The organism is Amycolatopsis sp. NPDC024027 (assembly GCF_040638975.1).
In the GTDB taxonomy this organism is placed as follows: Bacteria; Actinomycetota; Actinomycetes; order Mycobacteriales; family Pseudonocardiaceae; genus Amycolatopsis.
Genome location: NZ_JBEZYY010000002.1, coordinates 444,904 through 464,008, shown reverse-complemented (window position 1 = coordinate 464,008; position 19,105 = coordinate 444,904). Strand labels below are relative to the sequence as shown.

At 71.1% G+C, this 19,105-nt stretch carries 11 protein-coding genes; 3 read left to right on the top strand and 8 right to left on the bottom strand.

The window, feature by feature from the left end:
- Window positions 1–12: 12 nt before the first annotated feature.
- From AB0F52_RS07060 to AB0F52_RS07030, 7 genes are all read right to left on the bottom strand, one after another.
- Window positions 13–2,256 carry an ADP-ribosylglycohydrolase family protein gene (locus AB0F52_RS07060; protein WP_360165526.1) on the bottom strand — a complete coding sequence of 748 codons (2,244 nt, stop codon included), beginning with the start codon at window positions 2,254–2,256 and terminating at the stop codon, window positions 13–15.
- On the bottom strand, window positions 2,257–3,672 hold the full coding sequence (locus AB0F52_RS07055; RefSeq protein WP_360165523.1) for a TNT domain-containing protein: 1,416 nt from the start codon (window positions 3,670–3,672) through the stop codon (window positions 2,257–2,259).
- Entirely contained in the window at window positions 3,669–4,124 is a 456-nt protein-coding gene (locus tag AB0F52_RS07050) for a hypothetical protein (RefSeq protein ID WP_360165520.1), read from the bottom strand. The genes AB0F52_RS07055 and AB0F52_RS07050 overlap by 4 nt, the downstream gene beginning before the upstream one ends.
- A complete protein-coding gene (locus AB0F52_RS07045; RefSeq protein WP_360165517.1) occupies window positions 4,124–11,356 on the bottom strand; it encodes a toxin glutamine deamidase domain-containing protein in 7,233 nt (2,410 codons plus the stop codon). Before AB0F52_RS07045 ends, AB0F52_RS07050 begins: the two co-directional genes overlap by 1 nt.
- A gap of 15 nt (window positions 11,357–11,371) precedes the next feature.
- Window positions 11,372–11,695 carry a WXG100 family type VII secretion target gene (locus AB0F52_RS07040; RefSeq protein ID WP_360165514.1) on the bottom strand — a complete coding sequence of 108 codons (324 nt, stop codon included), beginning with the start codon at window positions 11,693–11,695 and terminating at the stop codon, window positions 11,372–11,374.
- Complete coding sequence (locus AB0F52_RS07035; protein ID WP_360165511.1) at window positions 11,695–12,228, bottom strand: YbaB/EbfC family nucleoid-associated protein; 534 nt, start codon at window positions 12,226–12,228, stop codon at window positions 11,695–11,697. Before AB0F52_RS07035 ends, AB0F52_RS07040 begins: the two co-directional genes overlap by 1 nt.
- Window positions 12,229–12,370: 142 nt before the next feature.
- A complete protein-coding gene (locus tag AB0F52_RS07030; protein ID WP_360165508.1) occupies window positions 12,371–13,663 on the bottom strand; it encodes an MFS transporter in 1,293 nt (430 codons plus the stop codon).
- Between the two features lie 160 nt (window positions 13,664–13,823).
- Between AB0F52_RS07030 and AB0F52_RS07025 the strand changes: the two genes are divergently transcribed.
- A complete protein-coding gene (locus AB0F52_RS07025; RefSeq protein WP_360166603.1) occupies window positions 13,824–14,447 on the top strand; it encodes a YqgE/AlgH family protein in 624 nt (207 codons plus the stop codon).
- Here the strand turns inward: AB0F52_RS07025 and AB0F52_RS07020 are convergent.
- Complete coding sequence (locus AB0F52_RS07020) at window positions 14,444–14,869, bottom strand: SdpI family protein (protein WP_360165505.1); 426 nt, start codon at window positions 14,867–14,869, stop codon at window positions 14,444–14,446. The two genes, AB0F52_RS07025 and AB0F52_RS07020, sit on opposite strands and share 4 nt — an antisense overlap.
- Window positions 14,870–14,935: 66 nt before the next feature.
- Here AB0F52_RS07020 and AB0F52_RS07015 point away from each other — a divergent pair, with 66 nt between their 5' ends.
- Window positions 14,936–16,096, top strand: coding sequence for an esterase-like activity of phytase family protein (locus AB0F52_RS07015; protein ID WP_360165502.1), 1,161 nt, complete (start codon window positions 14,936–14,938; stop codon window positions 16,094–16,096).
- 151 nt (window positions 16,097–16,247) lie between these two features.
- Window positions 16,248–19,088, top strand: coding sequence for a leucine--tRNA ligase (leuS, locus tag AB0F52_RS07010; protein WP_360165499.1), 2,841 nt, complete (start codon window positions 16,248–16,250; stop codon window positions 19,086–19,088).
- The last annotated feature ends 17 nt before the right edge of the window (window positions 19,089–19,105 follow it).

Here is a 19,105-nt window from a genome sequence, read left to right as displayed (position 1 = left end):
CCCATCCTCGCGCTAATGCCGCGGGTACCGCTCGATCCAGGCGTCGCCGAGCGCGCTCAGCGCCGAGTGCCGGTCGAAGTGCCAGTAGGCGTCCGAAGCGATGTTCTCGACCAGGTACCGCAGTTCCAGCTGGTCGACCCACTTCTGCGGCAGCCCGGGGATGCCGGTGCGCGCCCCGAGCAGGGCACCGGCGATCGCCCCGGTGAGCGCGCTGCGGCCGGAGTGGTTGATGGCGCGAAGCAGTGCCTGCTCCGGGTAGTTCTCGAAGCCCGACAACGCGGCGAAGGCGCGTCCGAGCACCGACAGCGTGGTCTTGCCGTCGCCGATCAGCTCGGGTATCCGCAGGTCGGGCAGCCCGTGCTCACCGAAGAACGGCACCGACTCGGCGACCATGTCCTTGATCGCCGTCCACTCCGGGCCCTGCTGGAACTGGTTGTCCGGGTTGAGCACCTCGCGGCTGGTGTTCCAGATCGGGAAGCTGAACGCGTCCTTGGTCAGCGCGTGCTCGAACAGCCAGGTCAGGTAGGTCGCGGCGGCCAGGTCGGACTCGTCGGGGTGGGTGACGCCGGCCAGTTCGCGCACCGCTTGCCGCGCCCCGCCGCTGAACCCGCTGCCGGGCCCGGCCATGGTCAGCGCGGCGGGCAAGGCGGAGATCAGCGCGGCCGGGCCGGTCATCGGCACCGGGCCGGCGGCCCCGGTCGCGAGCTGGTGGTAGGCGTTGAGCTCGGCGTCGTCGATGTCACGCCGGGCGTGCAGGTCCGGGACCTGCACCAGCCAGCCGTCCAGGGCGTCCATCGGCGCGCCCTGGGTCCGCAGCCAGCGCTGCAGCGCCCCGCGGACGACGTCGGGGAACAGCGCCTCGGCCTCGCGGGATTCCGGCTGCTCGCGGTGCGGGCTGCGGATCACGGCCTCGGTGTAGAAGAGCAGCCGCTGGGTCAGCGAGCCGATCCGGCCGGGCTGGTCGAACGCCGGGATCAGGTCGGTGACGCCTTCGATGCCGAACTTCGCGTGGATGTCGTGCAGCATCATCCGGTCGACGGCCGCGCCGAGGGCCTCTCCGAGCGCGAAGCCGACGTACGCGCCCGTGACGCGCTGCCAGCCGTAGCGGAAGCCGTCGAGGTCCCGCTCGAAGTACTTGCCGAACGTGTCGAGGCGCGGCACCGTGCGGCCGGCGTTGTCGTACGCCGGGGCCAGGCCGTTCGCGCGCAGGTCGTTGGGCTTGCTGCGCGGCGGCTCCGGCATGTTCAGCCGCTTCAGCCAGGACTCGCCGAGCACGGTCTTCGCGCACTCCTCGGCCGTCAGCTCGAAGCCGCGCCGCCGGGCCTTCTCGGCCGCCAGGAGCGGCGGCTTCACCGGATCCGGCAGGCCCATCCGGGCCGCGGTCTCGGTGGCGACCCGGATCAGGTCCTCCTCCGCCTCCGGGCAACGGCCGTGCACGTCGATGCGGGGCTCGTGGCGCGGGAACCGCTTGACGATCTCCGCGAGCTCGCCGCTGGAGACGTCTTCGATGGTCGTCGGGCCGCCGTTGATCACCAGGTTCGGCGGGTGCTCGAACTCGGCCAGCGTCGCGACGTCGACCTTCCACCAGCCGTGCTCGCGCGAGGGCAGGTGCCGGGTCGAGCTGAACACCTTGAGCTCGTTGCGCTCCTCGGCGAAGTAGAACCGGTCGGTCTTGCCGGTCTCCAGGTCGAGCGGGACGAACACCTCGCACCGGATCAGCCCGATGAGCAGCAGTTCCCGGGTCAGCCAGCCGACGCTGCCGAACGACAGCAGCGTCTCCAGGGTGTTGTCCGGCTTCGGGTAGCCGCGGCGGATCGGCCCGGCCTTGTATTCGGGGTTTTCGCGCTCTTCGCCGGTCTGGTTGCCCTCGGCGTCGACCTTCACCCAGCCGGCGACGGCCTGCAGCGGCACGCCCAGCTCGCCGAGCCCGGCCTTGACGTACTCGGGGTCGACGACCTCGCGCCAGTTCTCCTGGCCGGGGAACGCCACCGGCACCGACAACCCGCCGGGGTGGGGGTGCGCCTGGCGCAGTTCGCCGTCCGGCTCGCGGACGACGACCGACGGCGGCGGGAAGATCTCCTTCTCCGGCCGGCCCTCGTCGAGGAACGCGATGGTGTTGTAGGGCACCGACCAGCCCTCGGGGATGCGCAGCACCTTTTCGGTGTCCACCCGCAAGCCCGCGGGGCCGGAGACGTCCGGACCGTGCACCGCGCGCAGCCACTGGCCGACCTTGGCAATCGCTTCCGCCGCTTCCACCTACTCGATCCTCTCCAGGCTTCCGTCGGACTCGTGCTCGGCGATCGTCTTCGGCAGCACGAAGGCCACCGCGCCACCCGGCAGGTTCGCCCACGGAACCGTGATGCCGGTGATCACGTGCAGAGGGCGTCTGAGCCGGTAGCTCCGCCGCAGCCGCTCCCGTTCGAGCGGCAGCGACGTCGTGGCGAACCGTACCTCGCCGTGGTGAACGAGATTGCCGGGTTCCTCGCCGAAGCGCAGGACGACCGTACCCGCCACCAGCCTGGTGATGCGCTTGTTGCGGAGCAGGGTGAGGGGAGGCTCACCCGGCGCCGGGTGCACCGGCCAGTCGTCGAGCTCTTTCGCGGTCTCCAGCGGGGTTTCGTGCCCGGCGGTCATCCGCGCGGGGTGCAGCAGCAACGCGCCCAGCAGCTGCTGCGCGGCGTCCTCGAGCCGGGCGAAGTACTTCGGCGCGCGAGGTTTCCCGCCGGTGTGGGCAGCGACTTCCCAGCCGTCGGCGGTGTAGTTGAGGCACCAGGCGCCGTCCGCGCGCTCGCCGACCCGGTACGCCTCGGGCCACACCCCGTGCTCGCCGAGCCGCTGCACCAGTACGGTCAGCAGCTCCTCGTCACCGAGCTGCGGGTCCGGCGTGGTCTCCAGCTCGGCGAGGACGTCCCCGGCGGTCTTCTTCACGTCGGCGCGGCCCGGCTTCGGCCGCGGCTTGCCCAGCAGGTCCGCCTCGGCGGTCCGCCGGACCAGCGGCTCGACGTACGGCGGCTGGAAGTGGTGCCGGCGGATGTGCGCGACCAGGTCCGGCTCCGGCGGCACGCCGTGCTTCGCGAGCAGGAGCGGGACCGCTTCGGACCAGATCCACGTGCCGTCGGTGTGGAAGCGCTCGTCGCCGTCTTCGTGCACGACGGCTTCCCGCTCGAGGTACTGCAGCACGAGCGGCACCTCGGTGTCGGTCAGCGGCGGCCGCTCGACGTCCGGGCCGCCGGCGTCGGCGTGCCGGAACACCACGCCCAGCGGCAGCTGCGCGCGCAGCCGCCACCAGTCCGGGATGTGCTCGTCGGCCCGCGGGAACGCGGCGAGCTCCTCCGGCCAGGCGGCCGGCTCGGGCGGGTCGGTCCACACCGGATCGTCGTCGAGCGCGAAGTCGAAGTCGAAGCTGCCGTCGGAGTTCAGCGCGAACCGCGCTTGCAGCCAGGTGCCGCGGCCTTCGGTGTACATGCCGGCCCGCAGCTCGGTGAAGAGGTCGGCCAGCTCGTCCGGTATCGCCGTGTTGTGACCCGCGGTCTCGGTGTGCTTCCCGACCTGCCGGAAGTCGGCGACGGCGGGCACGCCGGCGTTGACGCGGTGCTCGCGCACGAGCTTTCCCAGGCGCACCAGGAGGGTGCGCTGCTCGTCGGGTGAAAGTCGATGTTCCACGTGAATCATTGCCTCGGACCCAACCGGCTCGTCACCGTGAACGCCGGCGGCTCGCCGGCGGCTCGGCGGGCGGCCTCGTCTTCCCACATCTTGAAGGTGCGCTTGCGGAGGGCGCGAACCAGCGCGGTCTCCTGCGGAGTCCGTCGGCGTCCTTCTCGGACGGCGACATCGTCGATGCCCCTCACGGTCTCGTAGAGGGCGAAGATCGGGCCGTCGCCGTTCAGGTAGAGGCACCGCTCGATTTCGGTCTCCTGGATGAATTTTTCCTCATCGAACGGACCATCGATGTTCGACTCGGTGGTCGCCCAGATGAGCTCGCGGATGTGGCTGCTGTCCTGATCCTCTTCGAAGAACCCCGTGTGGAGATTGAGGATGGTGCCCTTCAACCCGCCGTCCGGTGTCGAGTCGATCCGGTACGTCCGGGAGTAGTACTTGTAGAACCTCGGGGTCTGAAAGGCCATCAGCCGCTCTCCTCGGATGTCATCCCCAGCCGGAACGCTTCCTCGAAACGGCCTCGGACCTGCTCGGTCAGCGCCGCGGCGAGCGCCGCCTCCTCGGGTGAGAGAAGGCCTTCGCGCCCGTCCTTCCTGCTGAACGTCTCGAAGTCGCGGCGCACCTCGTAGAGCGCGTGCTCGTACGACGCCACCTCATCGATGTGCGTCAGGTGCAGCCGCAGTTCGGCCACGTGCCCGTTCGGCAGCCGGACGTTGAGCTGCAGGTCCCGGTAGCCGCTGTCCTTCGGCTCGGCCAGCCGGTCGGTGAAGTCGACGATCGTCAGCTCGGGGTCGTTGCGCACCGCGTCCAGCGCCCGGTACATGTCCGCCACCTGCTCGAACTGGATCTTGGTGCCGACCAGGTCATGCAGTCGCGAACCGTCCCAGTCGTGCTTCTCGATCTTCGCCAGCGCCCGCGCGCTGTCCTTCGGCTCCGGCCGGAATCCCGCGTGGCCGTCGGTCTCGCCGGCGATCCGCTCGGTGATGCGGTTGAGCGTGCCCTGCGTCTCGGGCCAGCGCTCGCGTTCCTCGGCCACCCATTGCTTGCAGTACTCCGGATCGCCGACACGCGCCTGGTCGAAGCTGCCGTGCAGCCGCGACGATTCCGGGGATTCCTGGGCGATCAGTGCCACGTCCGCGGAGATCTCCGCCTGGTCCGGGGTCGGGTCGAACGGCTCGACCCCCTGGTGTTCGACGTCGTCGATGACGCTGTAGCCCCGCTCGTTCACCTCGTGGACCGCGTCCTCGAGGATCGGGATCGCTTCGGGGTGCTTGAGCAGGCTGGCCAGCGTCTTCGGGTTGTCCAGCAGCGAGCGCGTCAGGTAGTCGTTGGCCGGGTCGCTCAGCACCCGCACCAGACCGGGGTGTTCGGCCAGGTGGGCGCGGATGTAGTCGGCGTCCGCGTGCCCGTCGAGCGCCGCGGCGACGTCGTCGCGGGCCAAGAAGGCGTCGTGCGGTGCCGCTGTCCCGTACCCGCCGTGCTCCCCGGTGCCGTGCTCGGTGCCGATGTGCACCTCGTCCGGCGTGCCGACGTGCATCACCTTGATGCTCTTCGGCGGCTGCGGCAGGTGCATGAGGTCGCCGGACTGCGGGTCGATGAACGCGACGCCCTCGCGGGTGTGGACGACCATCGCCACGTGCCCGTACTCGACCCCGTTCGGGCCTTCGTACTTCACCGCGACCACGGCGTGGTGGTCGACCGGCATGCCACGCATCTCGCGGATGACGTCGTCGTAGCTGTCGCGCGCGGAGAACGTCTCGCCGAAGCGGCCCTCGAGGTGTTCGAGCGTGCCGCGGCTGCCCATCTCGTGCGGCAGGATCGGCTCGGCCGTCATGTCGCCGCCGCGCTGCCGGTCCATGTACGCCTCGGGACCGCGCGTGCAGTTCGTCACGTACCCGTTTTCGAAGGCGCCCGGCTCGCGGAAGCCCGGGTTGACCTCGCGCAGGTGCGGGTGCCGGTCCTGGACGTAGGCCGCGCGCTCGGACGGCGTCGTCCCGCCGGCGTGGATGGCGGGTTCGGCGGGCGGGTTCGTCGCCCGGGCCAGCCGCGAGTAGTCGTGCACCGACACCGGGGCCGGCGGGGTTTCCGCCGGAGCCTCGGGCAGGTCGTGGACCGACGGCTGGTGCGGGGTGACGTGCTCCGGCTCGCCGAGGCCACCGAGGCGTTCCATGATCGCGGCCTGCTTGCGCCGTTCGAACTCGGCCGCGTTGTGTTCGTTCTCGGCCCGGCGCTCGGCCATCTTCTGCTGTGCGGCCTCGGGCTCGAGGTAGCGCGGGTGGCCGGGCCCGATCTCCTCGGCCACGACGACCCACTTGCGGCGGCCCTCGGGCGAGATCTCCAGCCGCTTCTCGTGCACCAGGAGCTGGGTGCCGGGCGGCGACAGCGATTCGCGCTCACCCGGGTTCTCGGCGAGCTTCGAGATGTCGCGCAGGTTGTCCGACCGGACGTGCAGCTCGACGTCGTCGCCGAACTTCGACGTCGAGAACTCGCCGGTCTTGATCGACGCGCTCGAGAACGCGGGCTCGACGACCACCGAGCCCGGCTCGTACGGCGCGGCGACCAGCTCGGCCAGCCGCGGGTCGCCGCCGACGTCGTAGGCGCGGATGGTCTCGCCGGACTCGCGCGCGACCTGGTTGAGGCCGTCCATGATCGCGCGGGTGTTCTGCTGCGCGAGGTCGAACCCGGGGTGACCGGGGCCGCGGCGCAGGGCCTCGTTGACGTCGTAGGCGTACTCGCCCCGGGTGTAGCCGTGCAGGGCGACGGCGCCCTCGTCGGTGACCGGTAGCCCGGCGGCGTCCCGGCGGGCGAGCGCGCGGTCGTGGATCTGCTGGTAGACGTCCTCGTCGCCGACCGCGCGGCGGATGCTCTCGTGGTCGGCCGGGGTGCCGCGGTGCTCGCCGTCGAAGAGGTAGCCCTCGTCGTGCGGGAGGCGTTCGGGGGCCGGGTTGAGCCGGTCGTCGATCGTTTCGGTCTCGACGACGTGGTGCGGCGGCGCGTCCCCGCCGCCGAGCGGCATCGAGTGGATCGCGGTGGCGTCGTGCGGCAGTTCGGCGAGCCGCCCGCTGACAGGATCGGCGAACAGGACCCCGTGCTCGGTGTGCACGGCGGCCACCAGCCGCGACTCCCCACCGGGCGTCTCGAAGGCGACGGCGCTCCGCGCGCCGACCGGACGTTCGCCGAGCTCACGGGCGACGCCGTCGAAGCTGTCCCGGCTGCTCCACGGCCCGCCGAGCTGTTCGCTGACGCTCTGCTGCCGCGCCGGTCCGGCGACGACGTCCTCGCCGTTCATCCGCCGCTCGAAGGCGACCATCGACTCGGCGGCGTTGGTCCGGTACCCGTTTTCGAGGCCGTCCGGGCTGTAGTGGTTGCGGGTGTTGACCCCGCCGAGCTCGGGAACGGCGTCGCGCACGAGCCGCGCGTGCTGCTGCGGCGTCTCGACGGACCCGGCGTGCAGCACGGGCGGCCCACCGGGAGCGAGCGGCGCGGCGAGCTGCGACCAGCCCCCGTCCGGCTCCCCGGTGGCCGGCGGCCGCCGTTCGGGCAGCGGCTCGGCGCCCGGCGGGTCGAAGGCGTTCAGCTTGCCGGCCAGGTCACCGCTCGGCCTGTATTCGGGGTGCTCGGCGTAGAACTGCTCGAGCTCTTCGTCGGATTCACGCTGGCGGCGAGCTTCGTCGGCGCGTTCTTCGGCCCGGCGTTGCTCGATGGCGTCGCGGGCATCGGCCTCACCGAGGTGCCCCGGCTCCCCGGGAGCGATTTCTTCGGCGTGCACGACGTAGTGCGGTTCGCCGGGCCGGCGCGGATCCGCGTTGGGGTGCCCGGGGCCTTCTTCGATGCCGGTGATCTTGAACTGCGTCCCGGCCTTGAAGAGGACTTCGTGCTCGTCCCGGATGCTGGCCAGCCCCTCGACGTCCCGCCCGGTCTTGGACTGGATCCGCATCTCGACCTCCCCGGGGAACTTGCTCCGCGGGTGCTGGGCGTCGACCTTCGACGAGCTCAGGAACGACGGTTCGGTGATGTGCGCACCATCGTGGAACCGCGCAAGGAAGGCTTGCAGCCGCGAGAGATCACCCTTGAAGTCGACCCGTCGCGAAACAACGCCCTCGTGGGGCGGCAGTTCGTTCAGCCCGGAGACGAGCGCCGCGGCCTGCGGAGCCAGATGGGGCAGCTCGGGGCCGCCCATCCGAAGGGCGTGGTTGAGCGGCCCGACCATCTCGTAACGGGTGTACGCGTGCACCGCGACCGCGCCGCCGTCGGACATGCCGGGGTGCCACTCGTCGCGCTTGGCGAGCGCCTCGCGCCGGACCTGTTCGTGCCGCCATTCGCCGTCGACCGGGCTGTGGTGCCCGGAATCCATGAAGGTGTCCTCGATCCGCCTGATCCCGGCGGGGTCATCGGTGTGAAAGCGAGGATCGGTGAGGTAGGGCTCGTCGTGGCCGGGCTGCTCGTAGTCGTGCCCGTAGTCGTGTTCGCGCGGTGAATCGGCGGGTGCCTCGGCCGAGGGGTCTTGGTCCGTCGGGTGTTCGGCCTTGGCCGTTTGGTGCTCGGCCGGGGGTTCGTGTTCGGCCGTTTGGTGTTCGGTCGGGCGTTCCGGCTGTTCGCTGGCGTGGTCTTGGCCGGGTGTGCGCTGGTCCGGTCGCTCGGTGCCGGGTTCGGCGGAGCGCTCTTGAACCGGCGTGTGCTCGCCCGGCTTTTCGCGCACCGGCGACTGCTCGGCCACCGGCTGCTGCGTCGGCTCGGCCGCCGGGATCGGACGGTCCTGCGCCGGCTGCTCGAACGGTCGTTGCATCCGCGGCTGTTCCGGCGGCCGCGGCGGCTCGAACGGTCCCCGCGGCGGCAACTGCTCCTGCGGCGGCCCGAACCGCGGCGGCGGAACCTGCGGCGGCCCGGCCGGGCGCGGCGGCCCCAGCCGAGGATCGTGCGGCGGCACGGGCGGCCGTCCACCCGGAGGAGGCGGCATCGGCGGCCGTCCACCGGGACCCTGCTGACCCCGAGGCTGGTTCGGATACCCGGCGGGACGCTGCCCCCCACCCATCGGCGGCCGCTGCCCACCCTGCGGCGGAACCCCCGAATGCGGCGGCATCCGCCGCGGATCCTGTGGAGCAACCCCACCCTGAGACGGCTGCCCATTCGCCCCAACCGGCGGAACCCCACCATGAAGCGGCCGCGCACCAGGCTGCGAACCGTGCGGCGGCATCGCGCCGGGCGGAACCGCCTGCCCACCGCCCTGAAGCGGTTGCCCCCGGTGCGGCGGTTGGCCGCCGGGTTGCGTTCCGTGGGGTGGCTGGCCGCCGGAGTGGGTGGGCTGCCCGTTGTGGGGTGGCTGGCTGCCTAGTTGCCCTGGCTGCGGCCCGTGAGGTGGCTGGCCGACGGGGTGGGTGGATTGTCCGTTGTGGGGTGGCTGGCCGCCGGGTTGGGCCGGCTGCGCCCCGTGCGGTGGTTGGATGGGCTGTCCGTTGTGCGGCACTTGGCCGCCCGGCTGAGCGCCGTGCGGTTGAGCCTGCCCGCTATGCGGCGGCTGGCCGCCCGATTGCGCGCCGTGCAGCGGCTGCGGACTGAAGGGAGCCGGCGGGGACTGTCCGCCAGGCTGCACGCCATGCGGCGGCTGGCTACCAGGTTGAGTCGTCTGTCCGCCGTGCAGCGCCTGGGCACCGGGTTGCCCTCCGTGCGGTGGCTGGCCACCCGGCTGCGCCCCATGAAGCGGCTGCCCACCAGGCTGCGCGCCGTGCGGACGCTGGCCTCCCGGCCGATACCCGCTCTGCGGCATCGGCGGCTGACCGCCCTGCAGCATCCGGCGAGGGTCCTGCGGCGGGACCCGGCGCGGCTGGTCGCCTCCGACCTGCGGCGTCGGCTGACCGCCCGGGCGGGGGCCCGGGCCACTCGCGCGTCCTGGACCGCCGGCGTTCGGCAGCCCGCCCGGTGGCGGTGGCGGTGGGAATCCCCCTGGTGGTGGCGCCTGCTGCGGTGACGGTCCGTTCTGGAACGGTCCCGCCCCGCCCTCCGCCGCGAACGGCTGGCTCGGGCCGCTCGTGAATCCGGCCGCGCCGACGTTGTCCTGGGGGCGGCCACCGGCGCTCTGGCGTCCCGGTTCCGGGGCGAAGCCCGGCGGTGGCGGGGCCATGCCGTAGCCGCCCTGCGAGGAGGTGCCACCCGTCGGCTGCTGGACATGGTCGGCGCTGGGCCGAGGCGCCTCGGGTGCGCGGTGCTCGGAAACCGGCTGCGGTCCGCTGTCCGCACGCTGCTGCGGTTCGGTCTCTCGCCGGACGTCCGGCTCGGATGCCGTCCGCGCTTCCGCCGCGGGCGCCTCGCGCTGCGACGCAGCTTCCGAAGACACCTCACGACGCGGTTCTTCGCCTCGCGATTCCGGCTCGGCGGGGGCTTCGTGGCGCGGTTGCTCGCCGCGCGTCTCGGGCTCCGAGGCAGCCTCGCCTCGCGATTCCGGAGCGGAGGAGGCTTCATGACGCGGCTCTTCACCTCGTGACTCAGGTGCCGAGGCCGCCTCACGACGCGGTTCCTCCCCTCGCGACTCCGGCTCCGAAGCTGCCTCACGACGGGACTCGGGCTCCGACGAAGATTCACCCCGCGACGCGGACTCCCCGCGAGACTCAGGCTCGGAAGACGACTCACCGCGGGACTCCGGTTCCGAAGCCGAACTCGACTCCTCCGTCGCCCGCCGCGAATCCCTACCTGAGTCACCGGACGCACCAGAGGCACCCGAGTCACCGTCGGCGTCGGCCCGCGGGATGTTCGCCTCGTGGACCGAGTGCATCTGCTCCTTCGCGCCCCCGACCGCACCCCCCACAGCCCCGCTCGAAGCCCCCATCAGCAGCTGCTCCGGCGTCAACGACCCCAGCTCCCCGGTCACCGCCGCCTGGCCGACCGTCTGGGCCACTCCCTCGACCGCGCCCCGCGCCCCCGCCCGCATGGCCGCGTCCGCGATCTGCCCACCCGCGCTGTGCGAAAGCCCCTCGGTCGCTCCACGCCCGATGGATCCCGAAGCCGCCCCCACGACTCCGCCCACCGCGCCCGAGATCGCCGCGTCCGAGGTCTTCGACCAGTCCCAGTCCTTGCGGTCGCCCTTCGCCATCTGCAGGCCCTGGATGCCCGCGTCCATGCCGAGGTTGATGGCCTCGTTCTTGAGGACCTCCATGCCGATCTTCTTCAGACCCTGCTTGAGCAGCTTCTCCAGCAGCTCCTTCGCGACCTGCTTGAACCCCTGCTGCGCCAGCTTCTCGAGCAGCTGCCGGAACAGCATCTGCACGGTCATCCGGGTGGCGATCTGGGCCGGCGCGATGCCCGCCGTCGAGCCGCCGAACGTCACCGCCGCCGCCGCGATCATCGCCGCGATCTGGGCCGCCAGGACGATCAGCGAGATGATGATCATGTACTTCGTGTACTCGACGTCCAGCGCCGTCTGGTCGCACGAATCCCCGAGGGCCTTCGCCGCGTCGGCCAGCTGCTTGAAGTACGCCTCGTCGCCCTCGACGAACTTCTTCCACTGCTCCGCGAACGCGTCGGCGCCGTCACCCGTCCAGTTGTCGCGGATGCCGGACGCCGCTTGGCCGCCCGTCTCCGACACCGGGCCGATCGCCGACGACGCCGTGTGCCACGCGTCGCGCAGGGCGCGCAGCTTGGTCTCGTCGCCCTCGGGCCAGCTCTCCCCGACGACGATCGGCAGCAGCCACTTGACCGCGTCGGGCATTTCCATCCCCACGCGTCATTGCCCCTTGCCGAGCTGGGACGTCACGTCTTCGTCGGCGCCCGAAAGGGCCTTCATCGACTTGGCGACGTTCTGCTGCATGCCCCGCAACCCCTGCACGAGGTTGGTGAAGCCTTCGACGGCGCCCTGCGCGCCCGGCACGTAGTCCTTGGCGAACTCCTTGCCGGAGTCGTCGCCGCCCCAGCACTCACCCTGCGCCGCGAGCGCGGACTGCAGTGCCTTCGCCGCGTTGTCGAGCGCGTCGGCCGCCGTCACCAGGCCGGTCGACGCGCGCAGGACCGCGTCCGGCTCCGCGGTGAACCCGGAACCCCCATCCGGCATCAGTCGCCCCTCGTCATCCAGGACGACGGTGGCTCTTCGTCCTCGTCACGCGGCGGGCGCACGCGCTTGGGGGCCGGCTTGGGTGCGGGGACCGGCGGCTGCTCGTTGCGCAGGATCGACCCGCCGTCCTCGAACGACTCCGGTCGCGGTGCCGGCGCTTCTTCCGCGACGAACTCCGGGATCGGCGGCACCAGGCCGGCCAGCGACGGCGCGCCCTCGACCAGGTCGGCGAGGTCGGGCAGGCCCTCGGTGATCGGCGCCATCAGGTCCGCGATCTTCTGCTTGACCTGCATCGATCCCTGGCGCACCAGCGACTGGACGGTGTTCGCGAGCTGGGCGGGGGTCGTGCGTTCGAAGGTGTTCGGGGCGAATTCGAGTTTCGCGAGGCTGCCGCCGGCGTCGATGGTGGCGCGGACCAGCCCGTCGGGGGAACTGACCTGGGCGGTGGTTTCGGCGGCCGCGGCCTGGGCGTCGCGCAGCTGCGCGGTCTGCCGCTCGAAGTTCTCCAGGAGGGTGTCCATCTGGTCCTTCATCGCGGCATTCCGTGCTTCGAGCCGTGCACGGTCGTCGCCCGCGGTGGTCACAGGTGCCCCCGGTGTCCCTCGAACCTACTAATGACTGCCCGTCACCCTAATGCCAATGGAGCAGTCGTCGTGACCGGTTCGGGTGTTTGCGTCAGCGAATCGCACGCCGCCGGGCGAGCGCGTACCCGGCTCCGCCGACGAGGTAGCAGACCGTCGCGGCGATGAGCAGGCCCGGCGAACGGCCGTCGTCCGGCACCACCAGCGCAGCCAGCGAAACCGCCGCCACCTGGGTGATGTTGAACAGCGTGTCGTACAGCGCGAACACCCGGCCGCGGGCTTCGTCGGCGACGTCGAGCTGGATCGACGAATCGACGCAGAGCTTGAGCACCTGCCCGGCCCCGCTGATGACGAACGACGCGAGCAGCGCCAGCGGCAGCAGCATCGGCAGCCCCAGCGCGGACTGCGCGATCGCGGCGAACAACAGCGAACCGAGCACCGCGCGCAGCCGGCCGAACCGGCGGATCAGCCGCGCGGTCAGCAGGCCGGCGACCAGCAGGCCGGCCCCGGCGAGCCCGGCGATCTGCCCCAGCCCGGGCAGGCCGGCGCGGAAGACGCCGTGGTCGGCGAAGTAGTTGCGCATCAGCAGCACGGTGACCAGCAGCGACACCCCGAACGACGCCCGGTGCGCGAACAGCGCGATGAACCCGGCGGTGACACTGGGCGCGCGCCACGCGTGCCGGGCACCGTCCGCCAGCCCCCGCGCAACGGCGAGCACCGGGTTCGGCGGCTCGTCGACCACCGTCGGCCCGAGCACGCCCCGGGCGAAGCCGCGCGCGATGAACGCCGAGACCAAGGTGCCGAGGACGGCGAAGACGGTCGTCTCGGCCGATCCGACGTCGTTGCTGCCGAACAGCGCCCGCAAGCCGATCGCGCAGCCGCCACCGATCACGGCGACCACCGAGCCGAGCGTCGTGGCGAAGGCGTTCGCCGTCACGACGCTCTCTTCCTCGACGACGTGCGGGAGTGACGCCGAGAGGCCGGAGCCGATGAAGCGGGAGATGCCTTCCGCGGCCAGGGCCAGCGAAAACAGCCCGACTCCGCCGAATCCGAAGCCGACTGCGGCGGAAGCGCAGACGATCGCCAAGCCGCGCAGGAGGTTCGCGAAGATCAGGACGCGACGGCGGTCCCAGCGGTCCAGCAGTGCACCGGCGAACGGCCCGACGACGGAATACGGCAGCAGTAGTGCGGCGAACCCGCCCGCGATGGCCAGCGGATCGGCGGCGCGCTCCGGGTTGAACAGGACTGCGCCCGCGAGCCCGGCGCGGAAGACGCCGTCGCCCCAGCTGGCGGCGAAGCGGGTGAACAGCAGACGCCGGAAGTCCGGGTCCTTGAGCAGCTCTCGCGGCCCTCTTCGCACTGTCGCCGTCCGGGCGCTGATCGTCACGAAGCAAGAGTAGAGGGTGGCCGACGCACTGAGGTCGCCTCTCGGCGGCTATGCGCAGTGTGGCTCCAGCCGGACGGTATTCCACAAAGGCGGTTCTTCAGTGAGCCCGGGGGACACGGAGTGCGCCGGCCACGTGTTTCAAACGAGGCTGTTGGGGCGATTGTTCCCGAGCCGAAGTCATTCGCCCGGCCAAGGGTGGGATCATGGGTCTGTGCCAGCGGACGCCGAGGTTGAACCGGGAACGCTCCTGGTCGCCGCCCCCACGATGGTCGACCCCAACTTCCGCCGGACCGTGGTGTTCGTCATCGATCACCGCGATGAGGGCACGCTCGGCGTGGTCCTGAACCGGCCGAGTGACGTCGCGGTGCACGACGTGCTGCCCAACTGGGGTGGGCACGTCGCCGAGCCGCAGGCGGTGTTCGTCGGCGGCCCGGTCGAGAAGAAGACCGCGTTGTGCCTGGCCGCGCTGCGCACCGGCGAGACGGCGGCGAGCGTGCCGGGGGTGATCGCGGTCCGCGGCCCGGTCGCGCTGGTCGACCTGGACACCGATCCCGAGGCGCTGGTGCCGAAGGTCCGCGGCGTGCGCGTCTTCGCCGGGTACGCGGGCTGGGACTCCGGGCAGCTGGCCGGCGAGATCGAGCGCGACGACTGGGTCATCGTGCCCGCGTTGCCGAGCGACATCCTGGCCTCGCCGGACGGCGACCTGTGGAGCCAGGTCCTGCGCCGGCAGGGCATCCCGCTCGCCCTACTGGCCACCCACCCGGGCGACCTCCAGCGGAATTAGGCCTCTTCCTTCTTGAAGACGCCGCAACCGCCGGCGCCACACGCGCAGCCGCTGCAGCCGGCCGGCGCCGCCGGGGCCGGGGCCGGGGCGGGCACGCTCAGCGCGGCCCGGTTGCCGAGCACCCCGCCCCCCATGACCAGCACCAGCATGGCGAGCACGCCCGCGAGCGCGGCGGAGATCAGGCCACCGGTCGTCGGCATGGCCAGCCCGGCCAGCCCGGTGAGCACGGCGATCGCGCCCCCGGCCATGGTCGGCAGGCTCGCGACGCGGTTGGCCAGCTTGAAAGCTTCTTCGCTGCGCAACGCCGCTTCCGTGCGCACCCCGGTGCCGCCCTCGCGCGTCAAGCGCTCGCGGAACCCGAGGAACCCACCAAAACCGACGAGCAGACCCAGCACGACCGGAACCAGCGCGATAGCGAACACGAGGTCAAGGATAAGCGTGACGTCCCGGCAACCTGCCGGATACCCTGATCGACTGTGCTACAGGCCATGTCACCGCGTGTACTGCCCACCGTCCTGACCGCCGCCCTGATCGGGGGAATCCTCGCCGCCGCGCCGGCTGAGGCGACCGAGAGTCACCAACGGCCGATCCGGCTGCTCGGCGAGAAGATCGTTCCGAACGCCCTGCCGTTCCAGGGCACGACGGTCGGTGGCCTGTCCAGCATCGACTACGACCCGCGGACCGGCGGCTACGCGCTGATCTGCGACGACCGGTCGGCGATCAACCCCGCCCGGTTCTACACGGCGACGTTCCCGGTGTCGGCGAACGGCGTCGGCCCGGTCACCCTCACCGGCACGAAGCCGCTGCTGCGCCCGGACGGCACGCCGTACCCGCCGCTCACCCAGAACGACCCGTCGAAGCCGCAGAACGAGCAGACGATCGACCCCGAGGAGCTGCGCGTCGACCCGTGGACCGGTGACTACTACTGGTCGCAGGAGGGCGAGCGGACGGCGACGACGCTGATCGACCCGTCGATCCGCGAGGCGCGCCGCGACGGGAAATACGTCCGTGACCTGCCGATTCCCGCGAACGAGAAGATGACGTCGACGGCGGGCCCGCGGCAGAACCTGGTGCTCGAGGGCATCACGTTCACCGGGTTCGGCTCGCTGCTGGCCAGCGAGGTCGAAGGCCCGCTGCTGCAGGACGGGCCGGAGGCGACCACGACGTCCGGCGCGCTCTCGCGGATCACCCTGCAGTCGCGGTTCGGGCCGGTCCTGGCCCAGTACGCCTACCCGCAGGAGCCGCTGTTCGCCGCGCCGGTGCCGTCGACGGCGTTCGCCACCACCGGTGTCTCCTCGATGCTGGCCGTCGACCAGGCCGACCCGACGAAGTTCCTCATGATGGAGCGTTCGTTCAGCACCGGCGTCGGCAACAAGGTGCGCGTCTACGAGATCGACACGAAGGGCGCGACGAACGTCCTGAACGTCAAGTCCCTCGCCGACGCGAAGCACGTCAAGCCGGTGAAGAAGCGGTTCCTCTTCGACGCGGCCGACCTCGGCTTGTCCACAGTAGACAATCTCGAGGGCATGACCTGGGGGCCGAAGCTGCCGAACGGCGAGCGCAGCTTGATCTTGGTCAGCGACAACAACTTCTCCGCGACCCAGGTCACCCAGTTCGTCGCACTGGCGGTCCCCGCGGAACGGCTTTGACCAGCAAGTTAAGATGAACGTATGAACGCGGCTCGGCTGCTCCTTAGCCTGCCGCGCTGACCAGGCCCGGCCTGGCCGGCGCGGCGACCCCTCATGCCCTGGTGGCTGAGGGGTCGAGTTGTTTCTGGAGCGATCGACGAAGGAAGACGTCATGACTGAGGCGACAGGGGCGGACGTCCCGGCGCACCGCTACACGGCCGCGCTGGCGGGCCAGATCGAGCAGCGCTGGCAGGACCACTGGGCCGACCAGGGGACCTTCCACGCGCCCAACCCCGTCGGGCCGCTCGCCACCGAGGGGCAGCCGGTGCCCAGCGACAAGCTGTTCGTCCAGGACATGTTCCCGTACCCGTCGGGCTCCGGCCTGCACGTCGGGCACCCGCTGGGCTTCATCAGCACCGACGTCTTCGCCCGGTACCACCGGATGATCGGGCGCAACGTGCTGCACACGATGGGCTTCGACGCGTTCGGCCTGCCGGCCGAGCAGTACGCGGTCCAGACCGGGCAGCACCCGCGAAAGACGACCGAGGAGAACATCCGGACCTACCTGCGCCAGATCCGGCGCCTGGGCCTGGGCCACGACGAACGCCGTCGCATCTCCACGATCGACCCCGAGTACTACCGCTGGACGCAGTGGATCTTCCTGCGGATCTTCAACTCCTGGTACGACACCGACGCGGGCAAGGCGCGGCCGATCGCCGAGCTGGAGGCCGCGTTCGCCGACGGCTCGCGTCCCACGCCGGACGGCCGTGACTGGGCGTCGCTGAGCGCGTCCGAGCGGAAGAAGGTGATCGACGACCACCGGCTGGTGTACATCTCCGAAGCGCCGGTCAACTGGTGCCCGGGCCTGGGCACGGTCCTGTCGAACGAAGAGGTCACCGCCGACGGCCGCAGCGAGCGCGGCAACTTCCCCGTCTTCCGCCGCAACCTGCGGCAGTGGATGATGCGGATCACCGCGTACGCCGATCGCCTGGTCGACGACCTGGACCTGCTGGACTGGCCGGAGAAGGTCAAGTCCATGCAGCGGAACTGGATCGGCCGCTCGCACGGTGCCCGCGTCACGTTCAAGTCCGGCGAAGACGCGATCGAGGTCTTCACGACCCGGCCGGACACCCTGTTCGGCGCCACCTACATGGTGCTGGCGCCGGAGCACCCGCTGGTCGACAAGCTGACGACGGCCGCTTGGCCCGACGGCGTCGACGAGCGCTGGACCGGCGGCGCCGCGACGCCCGCCGAGGCGATCAAGGAGTACCGCGTCGCCGCGTCGCGGAAGTCCGAGCTGGACCGGCAGGAGAACAAGGAGAAGACCGGCGTCTTCACCGGCGCGTACGCGACGAACCCGGTCAACGACAAGCAGATCCCGATCTTCGTCGCCGACTACGTGCTGATGGGCTACGGCACCGGCGCGATCATGGCCGTCCCCGGCCAGGACGTCCGCGACTGGGAGTTCGCCGAGAAGTTCGGGCTGGAGATCGTCCGGACCGTGCAGCCGTCCGAAGGGTTCGACGGCAAGGCGTACACGGGTGACGGCCCGGCGATCAACTCCAGCTTCCTGGACGGCATGGACGTCGCCGAGGCCAAGAAGACGATCATCGACTGGCTGGCCGAAAAGGGCGCCGGCACCGGGACCGTCCAGTACAAGCTGCGCGACTGGCTGTTCTCGCGCCAGCGCTACTGGGGCGAGCCGTTCCCGGTGGTCTACGACGAGGACGGCGAAGTCCACGCCGTTCCGGAGTCGATGCTGCCGATCGAGCTGCCCGAGGTCGCCGACTACTCGCCGGTGACGTTCGACCCCGAGGACCGCGACTCGATGCCGTCGTCGCCGCTGGCGCGCGCGACCGACTGGGTCGAGGTCGAGCTGGACCTGGGCGACGGCCCGAAGACCTACCGCCGCGACATCAACACGATGCCGAACTGGGCCGGTTCGTGCTGGTACCAGCTGCGCTACGTCGACCCGACGAACCCGGAGACGTTCTGCGCGCCGGAAAACGAGCAGTACTGGATGGGTCCGCGGCCGGGTGAGTACGGCGCGGACGACACCGGCGGCGTGGACCTGTACGTCGGCGGCGTCGAGCACGCGGTGCTGCACCTGCTGTACTCGCGGTTCTGGCACAAGGTGCTGTTCGACCTGGGCCACGTGACGTCCAAGGAGCCGTACCGGAAGCTGTTCAACCAGGGCTACATCGAGGCGTACGCGTACACGGACGCGCGCGGCGTCTACGTCCCGGCCGAGCAGGTCGAGGAGCGCGACGGGAAGCACTTCTTCAACGACGAAGAGGTCACCCAGGAGTACGGCAAGATGGGCAAGAGCCTGAAGAACGTCGTCACGCCGGACGAGATGGCCGAGAACTACGGCGCCGACACGTTCCGCTTCTACGAGATGGCGATGGGCCCGCTGGCCATGTCGCGCCCTTGGGCGACGAAGGACGTCGTCGGCGCGCACCGGTTCCTGCAGCGGCTGTGGCGCCTGGTCGTCGACGAGACGACCGGCGAGCTGCGAGTGTCCACTGAGGACGCTTCGGAGGCGGACCGCAAGGTGCTGCACAAGACCATCGCAGGCGTCCGCGAGGACTACGCGGAGATGCGGTTCAACACGGCCGGCGCGAAGCTGATCGAGCTGAACAACCACGTCACCAAGGTCTACGGCGGGGCCGCGTCGACGCCGCGTGAGCTGGCCGAGCCGCTGGTGCTGATGCTGGCGCCGCTGGCCCCGCACATGGCCGAGGAGCTGTGGCGCCGGCTGGGCCACGTGGACTCGCTGGTGCAGGGCCCGTTCCCGGTGGTGGACGAGAAGTACCTGGTCGAGGACTCGGTCGAATACCCGATCCAGGTCAACGGCAAGGTCCGCTCCCGGGTCACGGTCGCGGCTTCCGCGTCATCGGACGAGGTCCAGGCCGCGGCGCTGGCGGACGAGAAGGTCGCGGCGATGGTCGGCGATGGCTCGCCGCGCAAGGTGATCGTGGTGCCGGGCCGGCTGGTCAACATCGTCCTCTAACGCGAGGGCGGAAAGAC